The following is a 23,869-nucleotide window of genomic DNA, read 5'->3' as shown; positions in this document are numbered from 1 at the left end:
TCTGGTTTCCTACGCAGGCGAGATGCGGAAGCTCCCGACGGCCTCTAGGCCCTCGAGATCGGTGGCGACGACGCGGATATCGAAGGCCTCGAAGCGGAACGGGGCCACGCCGGAAAAGCGGCCTGCGGCTGGGTCGAAGCGCAGCCAGCGAGGCAGCCGCTCACTGCCCGCGACGCGAGCACTCAAGGTGATCACATCGCCCGGGTCCTGATCGGTGAAGGTGTCCTGGGCCAATTCGAAGGCGAAGCGACTCGACGGGGTGACGGCCTGGTCTGGGATCGCCCGCGCCAACACCGGGGCCACGTTAGGGGCGTTCTGGCGGGTCATGCGGCCGAACTCCCGACCCACGATCACCGACAAGCCCAGCCAGACGAGCGCGAGCCCCAGGTTGAGCAGCACGAAGGCACGCACACCGAAGTCGAACCAGGTCACCCCAGCGTAGATGACGCCCGCCTGCAGCAGATCCCCGAATCGCCAAAAGAAGCTATCGATGGCGGTCTTTCCCTCGTACTTCACCTCGCGCGCCGTGGGCAGGTAGAGCGCGTGGCGAACCGTGTTCATGAGCGAGTAGTCCACGCCGTTCTCCACCACCTTGGTGAGGCGAATCAGGGAGAAGATCGGCACGAACAGGATCAGACCGTAGCTCAGCGCCACCAACACTGGCAGGATCAGCAGCGCGCGGCGCAGGCCGATGACCTTCAGCAAGCGCGACACGACGAAGAGCTGCAGGAGCAACCCCAAGGCGTTGAAGGCGAAGGAGAAGCTGCCGTAGAAGGCGCCCACGTACTGCTCCACACTGAGCTGCGTGAGTCCTGTCTGCACCATCTCTCGGGCCCGTTCCTCCACCACCTGCGCCAGGATGAACTCGCCGGAGGAGTTGATCCAATTGAGCATCACGGTGAAAAGGGCGAGGAGGCGCAGGTAGTGATCACCCCACACCACCGCGAAGCCACCGAACAGGCTCTCGCCCTTGGGCTTCATGTACTCGCACTCGATACAGCGCGAGTCCTCTGGCGCCAGGTAACGTGCGGGCCGATAGAGCAACGTACTGAGAATGCAAAGGATTGAGGCGATAATCATCAGACCGTAGGGGCTCATGTCGAGCGTGATAAACGCGTACTGGCTGAACCATGAGCCAGCCAGGGCGCCGATCGAGGAGGCGGCCACCGCGATCGGAAACACCCGCTGGCCGCTCTTCACGTTGTAGATGTCGGTGGCGTAGGCCCAGAACTGAGCGATCACCATCACCCCGAACAGACCCACCCACACGTAGTAAAGCGTCGCCACGGAACCGCCCGCTAGCCCCATGGCAAACAGGCAGGCGAGCATGGTGAGGAAGAACGCATTCACCCAGTAAACTAATTCGGTACGATTCGTATGGCGAAACACCACACCGTAGAGCGGCACCAGGAAGATCAGCACCAGGGCGACAAGGCCTGTGGCCACGCTCTTGCCCACGGCGCCAGACTCCGAGAGGATCAGGGCCTCGCGCAGGGTCTTGAAGATGTAGTAGGCCGAGAGCAGCAGGAAGGCGTTGAGGGCCAGCACGATGATGCCGGGCCCCTCGCCCGGGCGAATCGGGGTGAACATTCGCAGCACGCGCTCGATACGAGTGAAGCGACTGCTCATCGAACGCCCGTCACCGTAAACCTAGGAGCATCCGCATGACCGATCGTGTTCGCCTCCGGGCGGCGCGCCTTCCCGCCCTCGCAGCGGCGCTGCTGCTCGCCTCGCTCGCGAACGCCGCCGAGCCCCCTGCAACCGAGGACCCTCGCCTCGCGGACTTCGGGCGTTGGATCGAGGACATGAAGCTCGCCGACCGCGGCCCCTTCGAGCGCATTCGATGGTTCTGCGAAGACGGCAGCGTACTGCCACCGCGCCCCTACGCCTGTCGCGAGCATGGAGGAGGACGCCAGCATGGGCAGTGGAGCGAGCGCACCCGCGAAATCCGTGACGCAGGCATCTTGATTGCCAACTTCCTGGTGGAGATCGAGCCTCGCGACGCGCGTTACCGCGACCGCCTCGGCAGTGTATTGGAGAGCGTCCTCATCGAGCAATTTCTGATCGCCGTGGACGACGGGTGGATCCTGCGCCGGGCGCGCTTTTACCGAGGCGCATTCCAAGCGGAGCAGGAAGAGCGCGCGGCGCAGACTATGTTGCTGACGTTGATGGGTGAAGGCGAGCGTCGATTCGCCGTGTTGCTCGATGCCGCCAGAGTGTTACCGCGCGCCGGGCGCGACGGGGCGGTGGGCGAGATTCGCCAGCTCGCCACTCAGATCAACAAGCGAGACGAGGGCTTCCGCCCCCTGCGCAACAAGATCCATGGCCGCCTCGGCGCCGACGATGCCGAGCGCGTGCGCGCCTACGCTGCCCGCCAACCGGCCTCGGCGCAGACAGGCGCCGATCTCGAGCGCCTCGCCACCCTGATCGATCAGGCCACGAATGGCGCGCGCGGCATCGAGCGCCTCGCCAGCCTCGCCAACGCTGGCGGCAACCCCACCCTCAGCGCGCAGCTTCGCGCCGCGAGCGGCGCTCTAACGGCGCCATCGCCCGCCGGGCGCCTCGACGCGTTGGCGACGTACCTACAGAATTTGCGAAGTCGCTGGCCATCTCTCGAGCCCGCCGACCGCCTGCGAAGCCTCGATGCCATGCTGGTGTTGGAAAACCACCTCGGCAACGCCCTGCGCGCGTTCCTGGAGGACCCGACCCACAGCCGCCGCGAGCGCCTCGGCGCGATCGCCAGCCTCAGCCGAGCCCTGCAGGCGCTCGGCCTGCTCTCGCGAACGGAGGTCGATGCAGCCGCGCAGGCCCTGGGCTCGCTCAGCAACCGTATCGTGCCGCTAGAGGCCTACCGAAACGCCCTGCAGACCCTCGAACTCATTCCCACCTGGGCCGGTCAGCGCCTAGCCTTGTACTACGGCCCCACCGTGGCGCGCTTTGCTGCTGTCGAGCCGCTGGCCCGGGAGTTCGTCCCCGATCGCCTGCGGGCCAGCCCCGTGCTGCAGTACTCGGTACTGCTCGAAGCGCTGGCGCGAGACGCGCAGCTGGCGGGCGGCGTAGAGCATCGAGTCTTCGATCGCATCGCAGCTAGCGGTTTACGTAGCTTGAACCCCGGCGTCGCGCGGGGCGTACTGAAGTCCGCCGAAGCGCTCGAGGACACGGAGGAAGATACGCGGGGGTGGATCGTCACCGTGCCGGAGACCCTTGCGGAGCTGCCCCCGGTCGCCGGCATCCTAACCGAGCGCGAGGGCAATCAGCTCTCCCACGTGCAGCTCCTGGCACGCAACTTAGGCATCCCGAACATCGTGGTGGGCGACGCGTGGCTGAGCGCTCTGGAAGCGCGGAGGGAACAGCCGATCGTGCTGGCCGGCAGCCCTCGCGGCACGGTACTCATCGACGACTTGGACGACACCTACGCGGAGCTCTTTCCCGCCGAGAACGCCGACGCGCCGAGCGCCGGTATTCGCATCGTGGTCGACGTCGATCGCTTGGACCTGCAAACCGCCGAGCCGCTGCCAGTCGAAGGCCTCGACGGCGGCGACTCCGGCGTTCGCGTGGGCCCCAAGGCGGCTCAGCTCGGTCGCCTGAGTGAGCGTTTCCAGGGGCGTGTCTCGCCGGCCCTCGCCCTGCCCTTCGGCAGCTTTCGGCGCCTGCTCGATCGGCCCTTTGGCGACAGTGACCTGAGCGCCTTCGGCTGGCTCCGCGCCCGCTACGCGGAACTGGGCGCGTACCCAGTTGGCCCGGAGCGCCTTCGCTACCGAAATCGCTTCCTCGGCCAAATGCGGGAATGGCTGCAGGAGGTGGAGCTCGATCCTGCCTTCGTCGAGACCCTGCGCGAGGCGATGGCAAGCCAGTTCGGTGCCGACGGCACCTACGGCGTCTTCGTGCGCAGCGACACCAACGTGGAAGACCTGCCGGGCTTCACGGGCGCTGGCCTCAACCTCACCGTGCCGAACGTGGTCGGCTTCGACGCCATCTTGGCCGCGATTCGGCGCGTCTGGGCATCCCCCTTCAGCGAGCGTGCCTTCGGCTGGCGCCAGGCGCTGATGGACAAGCCGGAACACGTATACGCCGCCGTGTTGCTGCACCAGAGCGTCAACGCAGATGTCTCCGGCGTGCTGGTGACCACCGACATCGAGCGCGATCGCCGCGGGGCCCTGACCGTCGTGCTCAACGAGGGCGTCGGCGGTGGTGTGGAAGGCCAACGGGCGGAGACCGCCATCGTTAGCGACGACGGCACCCTGCGCTGGCGGGCGTCTGCCACCGATCCGCGCCGACGCGTGCTCTTGCCTGGAGGCGGCTCGCGGATCGTGGCCGCGATGGCGCCGGAACGGCTGCTCACGCCGGCACGCATCGAGGCCTTGAAGGCGTTTGCCGGTGCCCTCGACGACTGGTTCGACCAGCCGGGCACAATCGCTGACGTGGAGTTCGGCTTTCTGGGCGACCAGCTCGTGCTGTTTCAAATTCGCCCCTTCCTGGAGAACGATGCGGCGCAGGCGAACGAGTTCCTAAGCCAGCTGGACGCTCCCTACCTGAACACGGCCGATCGCCCGATCGACCTCGATCAACGACCGCTCTCGACGCAGGGCCAAGGCGCAACCCGATGATGAAGTACACCCCCTGGTTGCCAATGATCGTTGCCATAGGTCTCGTCACCGCGAGCCTCGCCGAGGCGTATCCCTTGGACGGCTACGGATACACGGAGATTCGGCGCCTTGAGTACTACCGATTGGCCCAGCTTGGCGAGCTGCGTGGGCGCCAACTGCCCCCGGGCGCCCAAGCGTCCTTGCAGCGCATCACCCCCGCCTGGGAGGGCTCCACGGACCTCGACAGCTTCGTCCACGACGAGGCGTACGAAGCGCGCATTCGCTCCGTGCTCGAAGACCCGACGCGCTACGGCGTCACCGTCATCGACCTCACGGACCCTGAGGCGCCGCGGATCGCCGAACACAACGCTGGCTTTCGCAGCAACGTCGGCAGCGTGGGCAAGAGCCTCGTCGCCGTCGCGCTATTCCAGCAGCTTGCGGACATCTACCCGGACGACATCGCCGCCCGCGAGGCGCTTCTGCGCGAGACCCGGGTCGTCGCTGACGAATTCGTTCAGTACGATCACCACGAGGTGCCAATCTACGACGTGACCTCGCGGCGGCTCGAGTACCGCGCCCTGCGCGTGGGTGACGAAGCCAGCCTATGGGAGTACCTGGACTGGATGCTCTCCGCAAGTTCCAACGCAGCCGCTGCCATGGTGCAGCGGGAGCTGATGCTGCTGGCGCATTTCGCCGTGGACTACCCGCCAAGCGATGCGGAACGGGGCGACTACTTCGACCGCTTCAGCACGCGCGAACTGCAAGTACAGTTCCTCGAGGCCATGTCAGCACCTTTGGAGCGCAACGGCATCGACACGGAGCAGCTGCGCCAAGGCAGCTTCTTCACCCGCCACGGGAAGAACCGCGTCGGCGGCATTACCAGCTACGGCACTCCACACGAACTCGCCAAGCTGTTGCTGAAGCTCGAGGCAGGCACGCTCGTCGACGCCTTCTCCAGCCGTGAGATCAAACGCCTGCTCTACATGACCCAGAAGCGCATACGCTACGCCTCACACCCTGCACTCAACGAGGCGGCGGTCTACTTCAAGTCGGGCTCCCTCTACTCGTGCCAGGAAGAGGAGGGTTTCAACTGCGCGAAGTACAAGGGCAATCGCCGCAACATCCTGGCCAGCATCGCCATCGTGGAGTCACCCGCGGAGGAGCCTCGGTATCGTTACCTGGTGGCGGTGGTATCGAACGTGCTCAAGGTGAACTCGGCGGTCGCGCACCAGACCTTCGCTCTGCGGGTGCAACGCATGATCGAGGCGGCCCACGCGCAGGCGCTGGCGCCGAGTCAAGGCGCGGCGAGCGACGAGATTACCGAATCCACACGATAGCCTGCGATCACTCGGTCTCTAGGCGAGCTTGCGCCGTCAGCGTGGTGGGCGGCGTCATCACCAGATCGTCCATCGTGAGCACTAGCTCGGACAGCCACTCGGCGCCGTGCAGGTCGTTGGCCAGTACCACCGCGATGTAGCGGCGGCCGTCGCGCTCGATAATGGCGCTATCGGAATGGTAGGTCCGCCAGGTGCCGGATTTGCGCAGGATCGTCGAACCTGGGTGGGCAGCGTTCAGGGCGCCGACGAACTTATGACCGAGGCCTGGTTCGCCCATGATCTCGCGCATTGCCTCGCACGCCTCGCGGTCGACCAAGCGATCGGTGGCGAGCAGGTAGTAGAAACGCGCAACCTGATGACTGGTGGCCCCATGGGAGATATTGTGCAGCGGGTCACGCTGGAAGGCGGGCTCCCTGCCGTAGCTCTTGCCGAGCCATAAGCCCCCGCCCTCGTCGGCCTCGTACAGGTGGTAGCGCTCCGATTGAAGCAGCTTCAACACATAGTCGCGACCAACGATCTGCAGCGCCTCGCGCGCGGATGCGTTAGAGGAGTGTCGGATCATCGCCGTTAGGTGCGTGCGCAAGCTCTCATCCAGCGCCAGGGAACCGTCGTGGATGCGCTGGAAGGCGGCGAGCAGAATCGTGATCTTGGGCAAGCTGGCGGCGTACATCATGTCATCGCCGTTCACCTGTGCGACCCGCGGGTGATCGATGTCCGTGATGTCGACCAAGGTTGCTGCTAGGCGCTGATCGCGGACAGCACGGCGCAGTCCGAGGCGATCGATGCGGGCATCGAGCGCCCGCTGCAGCTCGGCGTCTACCGCTTGGCGTAGCTCGGGGTAGGCGGCCTGCGCAGCGCCCGCGAGGCACAACGCGGTTAGCAGCAACAAGGCGATGGCGACGCGAACGGATTCAAGCATGAACACTCCTGAGATGCAGGATGATGCAACGGCAAGAGACGCTACCCGATGTTGCGGTCAAAAGATGCGGCCTACGTCCCCCGCAGACGCTGCGAGCCGCACCAGTTCGACGGGACCTGAAACGGGCGGGGCAAGATCCCGAATCAAGGGCGGATCATCCGGTAAATCAGCGTTCTGTCAAGCTGTCTGGTCAACCGTCAGAGGTCGTTGCACTGGCGCTGGGCCAGCGCGGTAACAGCAAGCCTGTGCGCGCGCGGTAGGCCGCCCAGCCCGGATGGCGGGCCATGTGCGCCTCCTTGTACGCGATGTTGGTCGCGAACAAGACTCCCCACACCCACGCCAGCACGAGCCAGGGCAGCCAGTGCCCCACCACTAGAGCGAAGCTTGCGTACAACAACATCTCACCTAGGTAGTTCGGATGGCGCACGTGGGTGAAGAACCCATCAGTGATCAGGCCTGCACGATGGCGCAAGGTGAAGTACTTCTGGGCATCCGCGCCCATCATCAGCACGACGCCGATCGCGTACACGAAGACAGCCGTGCCGAGCCTTGCTGCCGGAGGGTGTGCGCCGGCATCGCCGAGGGCGCCCGAGATGAGCAGGTACGGTGCCAACCAGTAGGGGCCAAGTACGGTGAGCAGCATCATCACGGAACCGCCGACGCTCACGCGACGCTCCCATGCCGGATCTGGCAGGTATCGGTCCTTTAGCAACCAAATCACGCCGTAGCTGCCGTGCATGCCCGCGTAGGTCCAGGCCGCGATGCTGTAGTTCTCGAACCAGGCCATCAACGCCAGGGTGAAGGGCACGGTGCCACCCTTCTGCAGGTTGATCACCCACGCCATCTTCAAGCGCCGCTGTCCGGGAAACCCCACGGTCAGCGCGTCGGTGAGCGCTCGCAGCCCTCGGAACCAAGCGGGGGGGTCGTGCTGGTGGACGGTACTGTTCATCGGCCGATGGTGACAGGCCGCCGCTCGACGACCAAGCCATGCCACGCTCATCTGCGCGTGCAAGACGCCTGCGCGTAGAATCCCGCCCCATGCAAACGCTCAGCTTTCGCGCCGGCCCCGGCGCCCTGCGCAAAATCCGTGAGGAAGGCTTCTCGCCGGCGCAGATCGGCGCCCTCCTTGGCGCATCTGGCGGCGCCAAGTGGCTCGTGCTCAGTCAACTCGATCGCGTGCTCGCCCGCGAGGTCCTGCCGCATCTGGTGGGCCCCGTGTTCACCCTCGGCTCCTCCATCGGTGCCTGGCGCTTCGCCTGCCTGGCCCAAGCCGATCCGCTCGCCGCAATCGACCGCTTCGAGACCGCATACCTCGCGCAGCGCTACTCCGAGCGCCCCGACCGCGACGAGATCACCGCCCGCAGCCGGGAAATTCTCGACGAACTCTTCGGGGCGCACGGCGAACGGGAAGTTCTCGACCACACGGTCTTGCGCACCAACGTGATGTGCGTGCGCAGCCGCCACCTAACGGCATCCGAAGGCACCATCACCCTCGGGTCAGTACTTGGCGTCGCAGCCCTAGGCAACCTGTTGAGCCGTCGCAGCCTCGGTGCCTTCTTCGAGCGCGCGCTGTTCTACGACGCGCGCACCCGCAGCCCCTTCGCGCACGCTGAGGGTTTCCCGCTTCGCGAGGTGCCCCTGTCCACCACCAATCTGCGCCAAGCCGTCGCGGCCACAGGCTCCATTCCGCTGCTGCTCAACGGCGTGCGCGACATTCCTGGCGCCCCCCCAGGCATGTATCGCGACGGCGGCGTCATCGACTACCATCTGGACCTGCCCCAGAGTCCGTCCGACGGACGACTGGCGCTCTACCTGCACTTCATCGACCGCATCGTGCCAGGCTGGTTCGACAAGCGCCTCTCGCATCGTCGCGCCCAGGCAGCTCACGTGCACAACACGCTGCTCATCAGCCCATCGCCCGACTTCGTGGCAACGCTGCCGAACGGGAAAATCCCTGATCGGAAGGACTTCACGGCTCACGGCGCTGCCGATCGCGAGCGCCACTGGCGCATCGCAGTGGACCGCTGTGGCGCATTGGCCGATGAACTGAACAACGTGTTAGCTAACGGCACGATGGGTGATCGACTGGCGCCATTGCTGCCCTGACACAAGCGCCGACGACCTGTCCGGTCATCTTCCGTTCGCGGACATAAGGTCACCTACGCTTGCGCATGGCCTGGCGCGATGGTCTCTGATCGCCAGTGAATTCCCCCCTGTAAGATACGTCGACACGTGCCCACCACAGCCCCGAGCGCGCGCCATCGTCGCCGAATCCGTGCCTTACCTGGGCGTTTGAGAAGCTCGAGCCAGGCGCTGCCCACGCCGTGAACGCAACGAGCGTGGGCGCTAGGCGTCGCGGCTGTTATCCTCTGCGCCCCTTCGCCCCACGCTATGGAGAGCTCCGTGGAGATGACACCGAATTTCGCCCTGTGGCCGCCCCGTCGAACTGCCCTCGCTGCCCTGATAGGCCTCAGCGTCAGCGCCCAGGCTGCCAATTTTCCCGCCGAAGTCGAGGTCGAGCTGCTGCGCGAGAGCGCTGGCCAGGACGGCAGCGCCGGCTTCACGCTATTTAGCGACGAACGCGAGGACTTCAGCCGCCTCGCGAGCTTCGTGGCCAACATCGGCGACATCAACAACGACGGCCTGCCGGACTTCGCCGTGAGCGACTCCGGGGTCAACCGCGCTTATGTCGTATTCGGCGACAGCAACGGCTTCCCGGCCACCCTGCGCCTGGACACGCTGGACCCGGCCGAGGGCGGCGACGGCTCCGCCGGCTTCGTGCTCATCGACACAGACCGCCTGCGCATCTCAGGCGCCGGTGACGTCAACAACGACGGCGTCGCCGACATGCTCTGGTCCTCCATCAGCCTGGCCGAAACCTACGTGCTCTACGGCCAGAGCACCGGTTTCCCGGCGACCATCTCCCCTGAGGAGCTGCGCGCGGCCAACGGCGGCGATGGCAGCCTCGGCAGCGTCCTGCTGGTCGCTGGCGAGCCCGACCTGCGCCTCGGCGACACTATCGCCGGCGCGGGCGACACCAACGGAGACGGCATCGACGATCTGATCCTGCGCGCAGGCGCCGGCGGTGACTGCAACTTCAACGTCAGCTTCTGCTCCGGTGAGTTCTTCCTCGTGTACGGCGTGGATGGTGGCTTCGGCGCGGGCATCGACCTCGGCGCCCTGCGCCCGGCGAACGGCGGTGACGGCTCGGCGGGACGCGTCATCATCGGTCCGGCGCGCACGGACATCACGGCCCCAACGGCTGCCGTGGCCGGCATCGGCGATCTCAACGACGACGGCCTCGACGACATCGTGCTCGGTACACCGGAGACAGGCGTGCAGGCGCCCGCTGGCCGTGCGTTTGTGGTCTACGGCGATAGCAACGGAAGCGCCGAGCTTCAGCTCTCCAACCTGCTCGCCGAAAACGGCGGCGACGGCAGCGCAGGCTTCGCCATCAATCCGGAAGTCGACGCTGACCTGAGCCTCATCGCCGCCGCCAGCGCTGGCGATGTGAACGGCGACACGATCCCGGACCTGCTCATCGGCGCCGCCCTGGCAAGCCCCAACGGCATTGATGAGGCCGGCAGCGCATACCTGATCCTCGGTCAAGCGGGCAGCTTCGGCGCCGAATTGGACCTCGCGTCCCTGCGCGCCGGCGACGGCAGCGCCGGCAGCGTGTTCGAAACCGACACGACCAACGACGGCACGGGCTACACCGTAGGGACTGCCGGTGACCTCAACGCCGACGGCATCGACGACCTGGTGATCGCCGCCCGCCGCGAGGGGGTCACCAACCCAGCGGGGTCCGTGTTCTTGCTCTACGGCACCGATAGCGCCTACGCCGCCGTCGTTGACCTAACATTTTTGATAGCCGAGAACGGCGGCAACGGCGAGGCCGGCACGGTCTTTCAGGCCAGCTCCGCCGACGCCTTCGACGAAGTGCAGGCTACGGGCATCGGCGATGTGAACGGCGACGGCATCGACGACCTGGCGATCGGTGCCAACCGCGCCCGCGGCGTGGATGAGGGCTTCGACGACAACGGCGAGGCGTACGTCATCTACGGCCGCCTGCCACCGCAGCTGAGCACGCAGATCATTGGGCTCAACCTCTCCCTAGGCGCGTGCCGCAACGTGGAGAGCGGCGAGACCGTCTCCGTGGGCCTGCCCGACTTCGCCCTCGATGAGTCCTTCGACTGCGCCGCTTTGGACCTCACCTTCGCCCCAGGCGATCAAGTGCTGCTGCAGGGTGAAGGCACCAACTTCGGCACGGCGCTGAACGGCAGCGTGATCGGCCTTGGCGACGGCGGCAATGTGATCTGCCGCCGCGAGGACACGCTGGAGGAAGTCACCGTGGATATCGCCGCGGACGGCACCTGGGACTGCGCCGCCGGCGGGCTCACCTTGCCCAACCAGACGCCAGTCACCGTGATCGTGCGCGGTAGCGCGGCGCCCCTGTTCCCCTCGCCCGAGCGTATCTCCCTCACCCTCGACGGCATGGACACGCGCACGGCAGCCTGCCAGAACCTGACCGATCCGCAAACGGTGACAGGCGTGCTCGCCGAGGTGCGCCTCAGCGAGACCATCGACTGCGAAGCCTTGGGCCTCACGGCCGGCGCTGGCGATACGATCAGCATCCAGGGGCGCGGTCGCAACTTCGGTCCTGGCCTTTCGGGCAGCTTCGAGCAGCTCGCCACAGACGTGATCGTCCGCTGCGAGAACAACAACCTGGGCGAGGTGCAGTTCATCACGCCGGCTCCCGGCGATAACACCTTCGACTGCGCGGCCACGGGCCTCACCCTGCGCAACCAGGACACGGTGACCGTGACCGTGCGCGGCGTCCTGCCCGCTGCCCAGTAGTTCTGGGTCCTTCGGGGGCGCTCCGCTGACACTGGCGGAGCGCCCCGAAAAAGCGCGAAGGCGTTCCGCGACATATGCGCTCGCGTGTGACACCGTCACGAACCTGAAGCGACGCCGACGACGAATACGGCGGGGATAAGGCTCGTGATGCCCACGGCCGAATTGGAGTCCGCGCAACGAGGCCGCCTTTCATGAGTTCCCCACCGCCACAGCCCACGCCGATCGCTTCCTGCTCCTTCTGCGGCAAACCCCGATACGATGTCACGACCCTGATTGCGGGTGAGTCGGCCTACATCTGCGACGCCTGCATCCGCGACTGCGGGGACATCTTGAACGGTGATACGCCCACGTCGGGCCCGGCCATCGAGTCGCCAAGGGCGCTGCTGGAGCATCTCTCGAGCCGGCTGATCGGCCAGGAGGCAGCCAAGCGTCAGCTCGCCGTGTCCGTGTTCCATCACCAGTACGGCAAGCGCGGCGCGGGATCTTCGCGCTTGCTGCGCAAGCAAAATCTGTTGTTCTTGGGGCCCACCGGCTCGGGTAAGACCTACATGATGCAGTCGCTCGCCAAGAGCCTGAACATCCCTATGGTCACCGTGTCCGCCACCGCCTACACGCAGACTGGCTATGTGGGCGATGAGGTGGAGTCGATGCTGCGCTTCCTCCTCGAGCGTTGCGACAACAACGTCGAGCGGGCCGAAAGCGGCATCGTCTTCATCGATGAGATCGACAAGATTGCCACCACCGGCTCGGGCCCCAGCGAGACCCAGTTCCGCGACGTCTCCGGCGCCGGCGTGCAGCAGGACCTGCTGACGATGATGGAGGGCACCGTAGTGCGCTTGCCCGCCAACGGCGGCCCCCGTCACCTAGCGCAGGAATTCACCGAGATCGACACGAGCAACATCATGTTCGTCGCCTCGGGTGCCTTCGTCGGCATCGAGGACATCGTCGAGCAGCGCTTGTACGAGAAGACCGAGGGCGAGGAGCCTGAGGAGCATCTCAAGCGGCAGGAGAACAAGCTCCGCCAGCAGGTGCTCATCGAGGACCTTATCGAATTCGGCCTACTGCCGGAGTTCGCTGGGCGCTTTGCCGCCTACGTATCCTTCGATCATCTGCTGATCGAGGACTTGCTCGCTATCTTGCGCAACCCGAACGGATCACCCGTGTGTGAGTACCAGCGTTACTTCCAGGCCTACGGCGTGGAGCTCGCGGTGGAGGAGGACGCCCTGCTGGCCCTGGCGGAGCAGGCGGAGGCGCTGGCGACCGGAGCGCGTGGCTTGCGCTCCATCATCGACCGCTGCTTCCGCGACGTGTTGTTCGACCTTCCCGAATGGACTGGGGTAACGCGCGTGGCGTTCGGCCGCGAGGCTGCGCTTGGCATGCGACCGCCGCAGATCGACCGGTAGCCCGATCTCACCGCGCCGGCGCTCGCTGCGAGCCCTCCCCGAGATCGAGGAGCTATCGCTCGCCCTAGGGCACCAACATAACCTTGCCGACGTTTGCCCCTTCCATCGCCTTGGGCAGGCGCGCGTGCGCCTCGCGCAGGGGAATCCGCTCGCGCACCTCCGTGCGCCACACGCCGCGCACGAAACGATCCACCACCTCGCCAAACACCTGCCGGCGCGCATTGTCCTCGAGCGCCGGCAGCCACGAGGAGAGCCAGAAGCCCTCGATCGACTTACCCATGAAGATCAGCTGCCCTAGCTGATCGAGCACGGTAGGCTTGGTGTCGAGGAGACCGTAGATCAGCCAGCGCGCCCGCGACGGCATGGCGAAGAACACCTGGGAAGACACCGCGTCCGCCACCGCGTCGAGGAGCACACGAGGCTTGGTCTCGCTGATCAGTGCCTTGAGATCAGCAGCGAAGCTGTCGGAGGTCTGGTCGAGCACGTGGGTCGCGCCCAGGTCCTTGAGGGACTGCACCTGACTCGCCCGGCGCACGAGCACGATGCTGGTGAGTTGCCGATCCCGGGCGAGGCCGACCATGAGCTTGCTCAGCTGGCTGGCGCCGGCGGTGATGATCACCGCGGACGACTTAGCGTTGATCACCTCGTTGATCATGCCCACCGCCGTGAGTGGATTGACGAAGAATGCGGCCGCGTCCTCGTCCTTGATCGCATCGGGCAGGGCGATACAGCTGCGTGCCTCACCGAGGAGGAACGTCGACCAGGCGCCCGTGCCGGTCTGCGCCCGGGTGAACGCGACGCGCTGGCCCACCAACTCCTCACCTCCCGCGCCGGCAGCGATCACCTCACCGCAGCCCTCGAAGCCCGCCACGTCCCCGCGCACGCGCGGCAGCCCGTACTCGCCCTTGATGAAGTGCACGTCCGAGGGATTCACGGGCGACATGATGAGGCGAATCAGCACCTGTCCTTCACCGGGCGCTGGCACCTCCACCTCCTTCGCCTCGAGGTAAGGTTCGAGCGACGCCACGTAGGGGCCGCTCGGGGTTGTGGTAGTGAAACCCTCTTCCTTCAGGGTGAGGGCGTAACTGCTGGTGGGCTGGGACATCAGACACGGGCTCCATCGAGAGAATGCGGGAAGGATACGCCGAACACCGGCGAGGCGCCCCTCCCGCGCGCAGCTTCTGGTAGCGTTCGCCTTCCCCGCCCCAACCGAGGAACTGCCATGGCCGGCGCCACGCCCGACACCCCGCTGCGTCTTATCTACGGCTGCATGCGCCTGGTGGGGGACGGCAGTGCGGCGGCTCGCGAGCGTGGCAAACGCGCCGTGCACGCGGCCGTGGAGGCGGGCTATCGCACCTTCGACCACGCGGACATCTACGGTGCCGGCGAGTGTGAGCGCCTATTCGGGCAAGTGCTGAGCGAGTCGCCGGGCCTGCGCGAAGAGCTCACGCTGATCGGCAAGTGCGGCATCCGCATGGCAGACGCCAGCGGCCCGAAGCGCTACGACTTCTCCCGCGAGCATCTGCTGGTGAGCGTGGACGGGAGTCTCGAGCGCCTTGGGGTGGAGTCCCTCGATGCGCTGCTCCTGCACCGACCGGACTACCTGTGCGATCCCCACGAGGTGGCCGAGACCTTCACCACGCTGCGTGAGGCCGGCAAGGTACACCGCTTCGGCGTGAGCAACTTCACGCCGGCCCAGGTGGACTTGCTCGCCAGCGCCCTCGATACGCGCCTGGTTGCAAACCAGATAGAGATCAACCTACGCCACCTCGATGCCCTCTCAGATGGCACGCTCGCGCAGTGTCTGCAGCGAGGCATGACCCCTCAAGCCTGGTCGCCGCTCGGTGGTGTGATCAGCACTGACCTAACGCCTAAATTCACTATCGAGGACAGGCAGCGTGTGGACGCGGAACTCGCCGAGCAGGCAGCGCGCTACGACGTTGCGCCCTGGCAGATCGCCCTCGCCTTCCTGCTTCGTCACCCGGCGCAGATCGCGCCGATCGTGGGATCGACCACGCCGCAACGGATCGCGGACGCCAGCGCCACCATCGCAATCCCCTACACCCGCGAGGATTGGTATCGGCTGCTGGAAGCACGCCGTGGCGCGCGCGTGCCGTGAGGCGAAGCCCCCCTCTCGGCGCGGGCCGGCAAAGCCTAGTGGGCCGCTTGGTAAATGAGATGACACTCAGCGAGTAGCACGGGCGCCATCGCGGCGTTGCATCGCTTGCCAATGGCGATGCCATTGGCTGCGCGACGCGCCTTGCTAAGGCTGCCCCTACGCAGACTGAGCGTTACCCTATTTACCAAGCGGCCCACTAGGCCGCGTCGGTAGAGATGAACTGATCAGCAGCGGCGATGGCCGCTTCCAGCTCGCTGATCAACGACTCCACGTCCGCTTCGATCACCGCCACTTCGCCGCGCAGGGAGGCGATCGCCTGCGCGTTGAGGTTGTGCTTCAGGAAAAGTACCTGATCGGCGAAGGGCGCCAGCGCCGGCGCGATCCGCGCCTCGGCCCGGCGCATGGCGCCGAGCATCTCATCGTAGCGCCCGCGCGTGTCCTCCAGCTGGCGGCGACTCTGGGCGCGCAGGCTCTCGCTGCTGTACTGGTCGAGCTCGCCCTCCCACTCGCGAAAGAGCGCGCCGGCCACATCCTCGATCGCATCGATGCGATCGGTTACCTTCGCGGCCTTGGACTCGGAGCGCTCGAGCTCCCGGTTCAGGTCGTTGTAGAGGCGCTCGAGATCACCGCCGTCGAAGTCCACCACGCTGCGGAACTTCTCCAGCGCCGTCGTGAACTGCTCAGCCGCATCCACCTGCGAGGCGCGCGCGTCCTCCACCCGATCGACCAGAATCTCGCGCTTGTGCACACCGAACTGCTCGAGCGTGTCGTAGTAGACGGTGGAGCAGGCGCCGAGAAGGAGCGCCAGGCAGGCGCTGGCGGCGAGTCGATAGAGCTGCATGCGGTCGGGTCCTTGCAGGGTCCTATTGGAACAGAGTGAGCATCGCACACGGGCGACTGGGGCAGGAGTGTAGCGCAGGGACCGGCCGGAGCCCCGTCCACTTGCGGTGAACAGTTGTCAGCGACGTGGCGGAAAGCGTTGCGTGTGAGACGCTTAGCGCCGGTCTTCCGAGCCGTCATCGCCAAGGGCGACGGCCTGCGGACGAGGCGCGCTGTCCAAGCCGCCAACACCCACCGCGGATAGGTCGAAGCTGGCGCGGCCGAGCAGCGCGCGGATCGCATTTAGGCTCGCGTGCGCAGTGACGGACTGCTCGATCACCAGACCATCGCCCATCGGCGCCTCGGGCGGCCGCGGCCGCAGCACGAGGCGATGCCTCAGATCGGGGGCGTACAGGCCGTAGACCTGTTGCACGACGCCCCGCGCAGATCGCTCCACCTCGATCTCCACCACGCGCTCGCCGCCCACCACTGCCACCAGAGTGGTGAAGCCGGCGACGCCAGCGCCACGTTCCGCCAGCACAAACACATCGGCCTCAGCTAACGCACAGCTCAAGTCATCGCCGTGGTGAGCCAGCAAGCGGAAGCCATCGCCGGCCAAACGAACCGCAGGCAAGGGCCTGACAGGGTCCTCGCCGCACGCGCGCACGTAGCGATTTTGATCCACCGAGTACACGTAACGCAGGAGCTGATCGCGCAGCGTATCCGGCCACTGCTGGACAATCTGATCGGCTTGCGCAGGCGTCAGGTAGCCGTCGACGATGCGCGGCGCCCGGTCGCGCGGCGCGCAGCCTGCAAGCCACAGACCTGCGAGAATCGCGACGAGCAATCGCTGCTGATGAAGCGCACGAACGACCATCACCACATCGTTGACACGAGACAAGGAGCTACATTATGTCGCCACGCATCACCGAGCTTGCCGATTGATCGACGATCGGTCGAAGAGGCCGGCCGAATGATGCATTGCACCCCGAATGCTAGTACAAACGGCGTATCGCACGCCCGCGCTCCGACCTGTATTCTGCGCCCCACTCACGGCGTATCGATGCGTCGTCAACGCTGACCTTCGACGACTCCAAGGAGCGGATGGAATGACCTCTAGACTCAAGCTGGCGATCGCGGCAGGCCTGCTAGTGACGGGCGGTGTGGCGACAGCGCAGGTGGAATTTGGCTCGGACCTCAAGAGCAGCTGCAAGCAGATCCAAGCGGCGATCGACGGCAAGGACATGAACCTCGCCCTAGAGCAAGCGCGCCTGTGCGTTACCGCGCTGGAGCAGGAGGCCGAGGGTGCTCTGAAAGAGCTGTTCCCCAACAAGGTGGCCGGCTACGAGCGCACTGACTTCCGCCAGGACCGGGCCATGGGCATCGCCAACACCAGCGCAACTTACCAGGGCGCGAACACGATTCGCGTAGAGCTCACGGGCAGCACCGGTGGTGGTGGCCTCGGTGGCATCGCAGGGCTGGCGCGTATGGGCATGGCCGCGAGCGGCGGCGCGATGCGCGTGGACGGCCTGGATGCGATGATGGACGAGCGCGGCGCCATCACCATCTTCCTCGCCGACGGGTCCATGTTGAAGGTCTCGAGCCGTGACATGAGAACCCGCGAAGCCGCCACCGAAGGGCTCCCACCGTTCCTGAACGAGTTCCCAGTGCGAGAGATCAGTGACGCGCGCAACAAGTAGGCACTGAAGCCTCCCGTGCCATCGCACGCACAGGCGAGCCGCGGCCGGCGCGTACCACCCTACCTGCGCCTGCTCTTAGGCGCGGTGGCGGCGGTGGGCCTGAGCCTGCTCGCCGGTCTGCTGGGCATAGTGATCGCGGGACGCTGCTGCGTGCCCGCCGGGAGCGGCTTGGCCGGGCCGGGCATCGTCGTCGGCTACGGCCTGCTCGCCGCCCTTCTTGGCGCCGGCCTCGGCATCCTCCTAGCGATACGCCTGGGACCGCGTGCGCTGCTCATCTTGAGCGGTGTGGCGGGCGTTGGGGGCACGATCGTCGCTGTGCTCTTGGGGTTAGCGGTGGCCGAGAGCGCACGCAAGTCCGCCGACGCGCTCGAAGAGGCGTACGCGCGCTTACCGCCCTTCGAACTCGTGCTCGACCTCACAGACGCTGATCCCTTCGCGCGCTTCGAAGCCGACTGGGCCAAGCGCGAGACCGTGGTCGTGGACGCGAAGGGACGCACCTGCCGCCGGGCCTTGAACGGGCGCGAAGCGGTGCCCCTGCTCGAGTCCTTGCGCGCGGTAGAGGGGGTGCTGCTGCAAGCCGCCGACCCGTGCGCGGGCAAGGCCGGCGCCCCCGTGCAGTCGCTTCGTTTCCTAGTCCAGGAAGGGCGGCCGCCCAACACCTCAGGCGAGCTTGCGATCAGCGACGCCTGCCTGGCAGCCACGCCCGCCCTTGGCAAGCCCGTAGAGGCCGCACGAGAGGCGCTTCGCCGCGCCGGCAGATGCCTGCCTTAGGCTCCCTACCGCTAGGCGTCGGAGGGTTCTGCGCCGTCCGCAGCCAATAGCAGTGCCTGCGCATCCAACTTCACCATGCCCATCATTGCCGACATGGCGCGGGCGCGTCGCGCCGGGTCGTGGTCAGCCATGAGCTGGTAGAGCACCTTCGGCGTCACCTGCCAGGACACACCGAAGCGATCTGTCAGCCACCCGCAGGCCTGCTCCTGGCCACCGTCCGCGAGCAATCGCCGCCAATAGACGTCCACCTCCGATTGGGCGTCGCACAGGACGGCGAGGGATATGCCCTGGCTGAACGCGAAGCCTGGGCCGGCGTTCATGGCTACGAAGGGTCGGCCGGCGAGTTCGAAGGACACGGTCATCACCGCTCCCTCGGGGATGGGCATGCCTGCCGGTGCCTGGGTGGTTTGGATCAGACGCGACCGGGGGAAAATCGAGGTGTAGTAGTCCGCCGCTGCTTGCGCCTGATCGTCGAAGGTCAGGAAGGTAACGACATCCATCGTGTCTCGCGCCCCTCAGTCATTGAACACGCAGCCATCGTGCCGGGCAGCCGCAGCGCCTGCAACGCTCACTAGAGGTCACCTTTACGCCAATGGCTAGTTGATCGACACCGCCGGATCGAGCTCCGCCGAGCGCGACGTGCGAAGGACCGTCACAGGCCATCCTCTTCGGGCGTGGGGGCACGACCCGTTCCCCTGCGCAGAAGGCGGATGCGTGCAGCCACGCCCTGCATGATCGCGACGACGTCCACGCCATGGTGACCACCGGCCGGGTCATCGCTGCGGTCCAACGCGCCGCTAAACGCCGAACTGCGCCCTCAACTTCGCCACGTGCGCCATCGCCCGTGGACGCCCCGCACCACCGTTGAACTTATACTCCTGCGTGCCCTCGTGCAGGACCACGTCCGTGTCCAGACACGATGTGGTGGCGTAGGTAAACCCGGCAGGCAGCTTGCGGTAGATGGGCGTGAAGTCGCGCCCGGCGGTGGCATCGTGCAAGGCCTGGATCGAATCGATGACAAAGTAAGTATCTTGGAAATCGCTGATCACGTAGTCCGTACGCATCACCCGCTCGGGCACAAGCTTCACCCGATGTGGGCTCGGCGAGTATAGGGAGTACAAGGTCTCATCCGGCGAGGACAGGATGCCCGCACCGTACACGCGCAGCCCCTCCTCCTCTTCGATCAACCCAAACTCCACCGTGTACCAGTAGAGGGCGCCGAAGTTCTTCAGGCGGTTGTACTCGATGGCCCGCCGGCCGCCAGCGCCGTAGGCCTGCACGTAGTCGGCGAAGAAAGGATCCATGAGCATGGGCACGTGGCCGAACACGTCGTGGAACATGTCCGGCTCCTGCAGGTAGAAAAGGTCATCCTCTACCTGCGTGTACTCCACGTGTTCAGGCGCCCGCCCCTTGTTGGCATCGCGCACCTTGGCAGTTTGAGGATCGCCGCCGCGGATGAAGGCACCTGCCGGGAAGCGCCGGTTCTCTAGGTGCCAGAAAAACACGTTGTCAGGAATCAGCTCGGGAACGGCAATCACCGTCCAACCAGTGGCGGGGCGCAACACCTTATTGAGGTCGTCGAAATCCGGGATACCGTTGTCGAACTGTGGGCTCAGGACATCGAAGCCGCGCATGAAATCCTGGCATGCGCGGCCCGGCAGGAGGCGACGCTGGTTCTCGTATAGCAGTCGCCAGCGCTCGTGTTCCGCCTCCGTATACCGCGGTTGGCGCTGGAGCCGCCACGCCGCGCTGTCGAAATCCTCCTCCTCGAGGCGATAGCCGGCCGGGCGTCGGGCATAGCGATGCAGGGCGCCGCCGGCGCCCGTGATGCCGTGGCCCGCATCTTGGAGGAGCGGGTCGAAGAAGGCGTTGCCCATCTCGGGGATGGTGGTGTCGCGCGGGCGATCGGTGATCACGGAAGTAGCCGTCATGCCATGAGGAAAAGGGCTCGCATTGTAGCGCTTGTGGGCACCCTCCGCGCCCTTGACAGGCCTGCGCCGAACACAGCCCGCCAGCGCCCACCCATGCCAGGGCCTGGGCACCACTGCCCGCGACCGCCGATCCCACCGAGCGCCCCGCTCAGCACGCCAGAGGAGGTACAAGTGTGATTGCCGTTGACACACCATCAATCAGGCGTATACTTCGCGCCCCCATGAGCAGACTATCAATAAAAGTAGGCGCCAAACAGGCACGGCCAGGCGCTGGCAATCTGTGCTGTGCCTACTTGCGCGCCCCTGCTTCGCGCCGCAATCGCCCACACGGCGACGCTGGCCTCGAGCGGTCGTTGCCGGCCGTTACCTAGTCCCTGTCGAAACCGTTGACAGGGCACTCCCTGTCAACCGAAAGAGCCCCGGTTGGCAATCGCTGATCGGGGCTCTTTTCGTTCCCCGCGCACGCAACACGGGTAAGGCGATAACGATGAGAATTCAGTCGTAACGCGACAAGGCGCGCTTATCGCGCAACCTCTAGCGTTGCGGCGATGGTTCGCCACGCAGCGCTCGCCGCGCGCGGGCGAACCCACCGAGGTCAATGGCCGCCTCAGCGGGCTCTGATAGCCCGCGCGGCGCACCTACGCTAGCCATCGCATGCGTGCGTTCGCGAGGAGACCAACGCCACGCGTTCGCTCCTCAACACCGCCAAGGTGATGGAGAACAACAGCATCGCCCTGCGCCTGAAGGAGCTGGAGACGCTGGAGAAGCTCACCGAGAAGATCGGTTCGCTGTCCGTGCATACCGGTGCCGGCGCTGGCCTGGAGTCGCTGCTGAGCGACCTCGTGCGCCTGAAGAAATGAGGTGATGGGGGTGCCTGATAGAGGCACCCCCCATCATTACCGCGCGACCCAAGTCACAACTCGCTCCTTCGGCGATCGCCGTACCGCACACGCCTGCCGCGCGAGGGTCGCATCGCAGCGCAAACCCGGGCAGACTTGCGCGCCATCTCTTTAGCAGAACCTGACTACGAGCGTTCCCCAGGAGCTCATGCCGTGCCCTATCCCGTAAGAACAGTCATTCTTGTCGTACTTGGCTTCTCATGCTTGTTGGGCACGTCCGCGCAGGCAGCCGCACCCGCTCCGGAAATCTCTGACGAGTGGCCGCAGTGGCTGCAGAAGGAGATGGCGTCCGAGCGCAAAAAGCGCCGGCGCAAGAAGGCGGTCAGCGCCGGCGACATCGAGCTGGAGATCTTCGGCAAGATAACCGAGGCCGAGACGACGCAGGGCAGCACCTACTTCGCCATCGACATCGGCGCTAAGGCACCCGTGAGCTGCTGGGTGTACGCCCAACCGCAATACCTGGCGACCACCGTCAAGCTGATGACCGATGAGCTGCTGGCGCAAAACGCCAAGGCCAACGATACCCCGATCAAGCAGCAAATCGTCTACTACAACGACTTCGACGTGCTCGATGGCATGCCCTACATGGCCAACGAGTGGCTGTGGGTCATCGAGCGCAACGGCGAGTCGAACCTAGGCTTGCTGAAGCTACGCGCGGCCCAGAAGGACGATACTCTATTTGTTTGCTCTCACGATGAGCTCGGCTATCGAGAGACCTTCGCCGACCTGTTCGCTAGCATCATGCGCACGGCGCAGTGGCCGCACGACTACGATGCGCCTTACCTGCGCGGCGTCCATTCGTTCACGGTAGCCGGCCGTCCGGCTGGCCTTGCATGGCATGAGATGCGCTTGGACGCCGACGGCGATACGATCGCGAGCGTGGAGATGGCCATGGCTCTGCAGGTCGACGAGTTCACCCTGAGCACGAGCGACTCGCAGGAGATCGCCTTCAGCACCCCAGACGGTCAGGTCATTAACGCCTATTCGGAATCGGCGGAGAACGGGGAGGTCACCACTGCCCTTAGCCTGCGCGCTGACGAATCCGGTAACTGGAACGTGACCGGTCGCCTGCAGGGTAAGGAAGTCAGCTTCGACCTCGGCAGCGACGTGCAGCCGCTCTCCATCCTGGGCGAGAGCCTCAAGATGAGCAGCCTACTCAAGGACGAGTCGCGCACGGAGACGAAGATCCCCGTGTGGGTGACCGGAGCTGATCCTTCCGCCTTCATTACCGCCGACTTCACCCTCGGCAAACGCGGTGAGAGCACCTCCGAAGGGTCTTACTCCGTGGGGCCCATCGGCATCGAAGGCAAGTACGAGCATGAGACCGGCAGCATGCTGAGCGGCACCATGTCCATGGGTGGGATCTTCATGCGCATGGAGCGCCTGTACTTCTCTGGTGAACTTCCCTAGTGGGCGGAGCGATCGTAGCTAGGGCGATCGCGCTTAGCGCCACCCTCGCCGCCGCCGTCCTCGGCACGGTGTCAGCGCAGACCCAGCCAGGTGAGCCCTACGTGGCCTCCATCCCCTTCGAGACCAATGGAGTGGAGATTCGGTCTGGTGAACCCCTTCACCTAACGCTGTCGCTAAATAGGACCGAGCAGGTGGCGAGTCGTTACGCGCACAGCACGGTGCTCGTCGAGGACGTGCGCGCCGGGGCGATCGATCTAGTGGTGGATGGCCAAGACCGCTTCACCTCTGCGCCGTTGCCGCATCACTCCGAGGCAAGCTTCGTGATCGATTTCGACGAGCCCGAACTCACCCGCCTGGATGCTCGGGCCAAGGCGCTGGATCCGGCGAGCGACACGCCTCCCGCAGTCACCGAACTCGCACGTCTGGTGTTTGAGGCTTTGCCTGAGAAAACCTACGAGCGTGGCTTCGACATTGCCTCGCAAGCCGCCCGCGCCGGGGCCGGGGACTGTACCGAGCACTCGGTGCTGCTCGCCGCTCTTAGCCGCGCCCAGGGCCTGCCAAGCCGCGTGGTGTTCGGCGCGCTCATCGTGGCCGAGGCGAACGCCGCCTACGGCCACGCTTGGAACGAGGTGTTCGTGCACGGTGAGTGGCAGCTAGTCGACGCCACCTTGCTCGACACGGAAGAGGGCGCGACCCTGTTCTACGTACCGCTGGCGACCTTCGATAATGAGGGCCCGGGGTACACGATGGGACTGTTCGACTCCCTGGGCTCACTCCCCTCGAAGATCTCCGTGCGACCGGCGCAGCGGTAGGTAGGTAGCTCCCTTGTGGGCCGCTTGGTAAATGAGGTAGCGCTCAGTCTGCGTAGGGGCAGCGTCAGCAAGGCGCGTCGCGCAGGCAATGGCATCGCCCTTGGCAAGCGATGTAACGCCGCGGACGCTGCCCCTGGGCAGACCCGAAGGGCGAGTAGCTGGGCGTCACCTCATTTTCCAAGCGGCCCCCTAGCCTGGATTATTCATGAGCCAAAAGAGAAGAAGGCCCTCGATGTGTTAGAAAGGTGTTACGACACAGCACTTTCGGACACAAAAAAGACCTTCCAATGGACGACGTTACCACAG

General features: G+C 65.7%; 18 protein-coding genes and 1 pseudogene. 11 read left to right on the top strand and 8 right to left on the bottom strand.

Features of this window, described 5'->3' with window-relative positions; all coding sequences use genetic code 11:
• Positions 1-9 precede the first annotated feature (9 nt).
• Positions 10-1,629, bottom strand: coding sequence for a putative Ig domain-containing protein (locus tag AAGA68_10810; protein MEM9385542.1), 1,620 nt, complete (start codon positions 1,627-1,629; stop codon positions 10-12).
• 35 nt (positions 1,630-1,664) lie between these two features.
• On the opposite strand from AAGA68_10810, the gene AAGA68_10805 reads away from it, so the two are divergent.
• Entirely contained in the window at positions 1,665-4,607 is a 2,943-nt protein-coding gene (locus tag AAGA68_10805; GenBank protein MEM9385541.1) for a PEP/pyruvate-binding domain-containing protein, read from the top strand.
• Positions 4,604-5,923: a hypothetical protein gene (locus AAGA68_10800; protein ID MEM9385540.1), complete on the top strand. Its 1,320-nt coding sequence runs from the start codon at positions 4,604-4,606 to the stop codon at positions 5,921-5,923. The genes AAGA68_10805 and AAGA68_10800 overlap by 4 nt, the downstream gene beginning before the upstream one ends.
• Positions 5,924-5,930: 7 nt before the next feature.
• On the opposite strand, the gene AAGA68_10795 is transcribed toward AAGA68_10800, so the two are convergent.
• Together AAGA68_10795 and AAGA68_10790 are read right to left on the bottom strand one after the other, a co-directional pair.
• Entirely contained in the window at positions 5,931-6,842 is a 912-nt protein-coding gene (locus tag AAGA68_10795) for a serine hydrolase (protein ID MEM9385539.1), read from the bottom strand.
• A gap of 190 nt (positions 6,843-7,032) precedes the next feature.
• Entirely contained in the window at positions 7,033-7,791 is a 759-nt protein-coding gene (locus AAGA68_10790) for a DUF1295 domain-containing protein (protein ID MEM9385538.1), read from the bottom strand.
• A gap of 89 nt (positions 7,792-7,880) precedes the next feature.
• On the opposite strand from AAGA68_10790, the gene AAGA68_10785 reads away from it, so the two are divergent.
• The 3 genes from AAGA68_10785 to clpX all read left to right on the top strand — a co-directional run bounded on the left by AAGA68_10785 (position 7,881) and on the right by clpX (position 13,102).
• Positions 7,881-8,948 carry a patatin-like phospholipase family protein gene (locus AAGA68_10785; protein MEM9385537.1) on the top strand — a complete coding sequence of 356 codons (1,068 nt, stop codon included), beginning with the start codon at positions 7,881-7,883 and terminating at the stop codon, positions 8,946-8,948.
• A 303-nt stretch (positions 8,949-9,251) separates the two neighbouring features.
• The gene (locus tag AAGA68_10780) at positions 9,252-11,699 is read left to right on the top strand and encodes a VCBS repeat-containing protein (GenBank protein ID MEM9385536.1); all 2,448 of its coding nucleotides are present in this window, start codon (positions 9,252-9,254) and stop codon (positions 11,697-11,699) included.
• Between the two features lie 191 nt (positions 11,700-11,890).
• Positions 11,891-13,102, top strand: a complete 1,212-nt coding sequence (gene clpX, locus AAGA68_10775; GenBank protein MEM9385535.1) for an ATP-dependent Clp protease ATP-binding subunit ClpX — start codon at positions 11,891-11,893, stop codon at positions 13,100-13,102.
• Positions 13,103-13,166: 64 nt separating this feature from the next.
• On the opposite strand, the gene AAGA68_10770 is transcribed toward clpX, so the two are convergent.
• Positions 13,167-14,207, bottom strand: coding sequence for a zinc-binding dehydrogenase (locus AAGA68_10770; protein MEM9385534.1), 1,041 nt, complete (start codon positions 14,205-14,207; stop codon positions 13,167-13,169).
• A 117-nt stretch (positions 14,208-14,324) separates the two neighbouring features.
• Here AAGA68_10770 and AAGA68_10765 point away from each other — a divergent pair, with 117 nt between their 5' ends.
• Positions 14,325-15,221 (top strand): aldo/keto reductase, encoded by an 897-nt coding sequence (locus AAGA68_10765; protein MEM9385533.1) that lies wholly within the window; start codon positions 14,325-14,327, stop codon positions 15,219-15,221.
• A gap of 196 nt (positions 15,222-15,417) precedes the next feature.
• On the opposite strand, the gene AAGA68_10760 is transcribed toward AAGA68_10765, so the two are convergent.
• A complete protein-coding gene (locus AAGA68_10760; GenBank protein ID MEM9385532.1) occupies positions 15,418-16,062 on the bottom strand; it encodes a DUF2959 domain-containing protein in 645 nt (214 codons plus the stop codon).
• Between the two features lie 153 nt (positions 16,063-16,215).
• Positions 16,216-16,917: a hypothetical protein gene (locus tag AAGA68_10755; GenBank protein ID MEM9385531.1), complete on the bottom strand. Its 702-nt coding sequence runs from the start codon at positions 16,915-16,917 to the stop codon at positions 16,216-16,218.
• Positions 16,918-17,149: 232 nt separating this feature from the next.
• Here AAGA68_10755 and AAGA68_10750 point away from each other — a divergent pair, with 232 nt between their 5' ends.
• Both AAGA68_10750 and AAGA68_10745 read left to right on the top strand, forming a co-directional pair.
• Entirely contained in the window at positions 17,150-17,740 is a 591-nt protein-coding gene (locus tag AAGA68_10750; GenBank protein ID MEM9385530.1) for a hypothetical protein, read from the top strand.
• A 15-nt stretch (positions 17,741-17,755) separates the two neighbouring features.
• The gene (locus AAGA68_10745; protein MEM9385529.1) at positions 17,756-18,511 is read left to right on the top strand and encodes a hypothetical protein; all 756 of its coding nucleotides are present in this window, start codon (positions 17,756-17,758) and stop codon (positions 18,509-18,511) included.
• An 11-nt stretch (positions 18,512-18,522) separates the two neighbouring features.
• On the opposite strand, the gene AAGA68_10740 is transcribed toward AAGA68_10745, so the two are convergent.
• Both AAGA68_10740 and AAGA68_10735 read right to left on the bottom strand, forming a co-directional pair.
• Entirely contained in the window at positions 18,523-19,011 is a 489-nt protein-coding gene (locus AAGA68_10740; protein MEM9385528.1) for a VOC family protein, read from the bottom strand.
• 297 nt (positions 19,012-19,308) lie between these two features.
• Positions 19,309-20,427, bottom strand: coding sequence for a phenylalanine 4-monooxygenase (locus tag AAGA68_10735; protein MEM9385527.1), 1,119 nt, complete (start codon positions 20,425-20,427; stop codon positions 19,309-19,311).
• A 680-nt stretch (positions 20,428-21,107) separates the two neighbouring features.
• On the opposite strand from AAGA68_10735, the pseudogene AAGA68_10730 reads away from it, so the two are divergent.
• The 3 genes and pseudogenes from AAGA68_10730 (at position 21,108) to AAGA68_10720 (ending at position 23,563) form a co-directional block, all read left to right on the top strand.
• Positions 21,108-21,302 (top strand): annotated as a pseudogene (locus AAGA68_10730) (slipin family protein).
• A gap of 192 nt (positions 21,303-21,494) precedes the next feature.
• Positions 21,495-22,751, top strand: coding sequence for a hypothetical protein (locus AAGA68_10725; protein ID MEM9385526.1), 1,257 nt, complete (start codon positions 21,495-21,497; stop codon positions 22,749-22,751).
• Entirely contained in the window at positions 22,751-23,563 is an 813-nt protein-coding gene (locus AAGA68_10720) for a transglutaminase domain-containing protein (protein MEM9385525.1), read from the top strand. The genes AAGA68_10725 and AAGA68_10720 overlap by 1 nt, the downstream gene beginning before the upstream one ends.
• The last annotated feature ends 306 nt before the right edge of the window (positions 23,564-23,869 follow it).

The organism is Pseudomonadota bacterium (assembly GCA_039193195.1).
In the GTDB taxonomy this organism is placed as follows: Bacteria; Pseudomonadota; Gammaproteobacteria; order Steroidobacterales; family JBCBZW01; genus JBCBZW01.
Note: the sequence above shows the minus strand (reverse complement) of the source record. Positions and strands in the feature narration are given on the sequence as shown.

Excerpts from the sequence above, each read along its gene's own strand:
- AAGA68_10810 (MEM9385542.1), bottom strand. The coding sequence starts at position 1,629 with ATGAGCAGTCGCTTCACTCGTATCGAGCGCGTGCTGCGAATGTTCACC.
- AAGA68_10805 (MEM9385541.1), top strand. The coding sequence starts at position 1,665 with ATGACCGATCGTGTTCGCCTCCGGGCGGCGCGCCTTCCCGCCCTCGCA.
- AAGA68_10800 (MEM9385540.1), top strand. The coding sequence starts at position 4,604 with ATGATGAAGTACACCCCCTGGTTGCCAATGATCGTTGCCATAGGTCTC.
- AAGA68_10795 (MEM9385539.1), bottom strand. The coding sequence starts at position 6,842 with ATGCTTGAATCCGTTCGCGTCGCCATCGCCTTGTTGCTGCTAACCGCG.
- AAGA68_10790 (MEM9385538.1), bottom strand. The coding sequence starts at position 7,791 with ATGAACAGTACCGTCCACCAGCACGACCCCCCCGCTTGGTTCCGAGGG.
- AAGA68_10785 (MEM9385537.1), top strand. The coding sequence starts at position 7,881 with ATGCAAACGCTCAGCTTTCGCGCCGGCCCCGGCGCCCTGCGCAAAATC.
- AAGA68_10780 (MEM9385536.1), top strand. The coding sequence starts at position 9,252 with ATGACACCGAATTTCGCCCTGTGGCCGCCCCGTCGAACTGCCCTCGCT.
- clpX (MEM9385535.1), top strand. The coding sequence starts at position 11,891 with ATGAGTTCCCCACCGCCACAGCCCACGCCGATCGCTTCCTGCTCCTTC.
- AAGA68_10770 (MEM9385534.1), bottom strand. The coding sequence starts at position 14,207 with ATGTCCCAGCCCACCAGCAGTTACGCCCTCACCCTGAAGGAAGAGGGT.
- AAGA68_10765 (MEM9385533.1), top strand. The coding sequence starts at position 14,325 with ATGGCCGGCGCCACGCCCGACACCCCGCTGCGTCTTATCTACGGCTGC.
- AAGA68_10760 (MEM9385532.1), bottom strand. The coding sequence starts at position 16,062 with ATGCAGCTCTATCGACTCGCCGCCAGCGCCTGCCTGGCGCTCCTTCTC.
- AAGA68_10755 (MEM9385531.1), bottom strand. The coding sequence starts at position 16,917 with ATGGTCGTTCGTGCGCTTCATCAGCAGCGATTGCTCGTCGCGATTCTC.
- AAGA68_10750 (MEM9385530.1), top strand. The coding sequence starts at position 17,150 with ATGACCTCTAGACTCAAGCTGGCGATCGCGGCAGGCCTGCTAGTGACG.
- AAGA68_10740 (MEM9385528.1), bottom strand. The coding sequence starts at position 19,011 with ATGGATGTCGTTACCTTCCTGACCTTCGACGATCAGGCGCAAGCAGCG.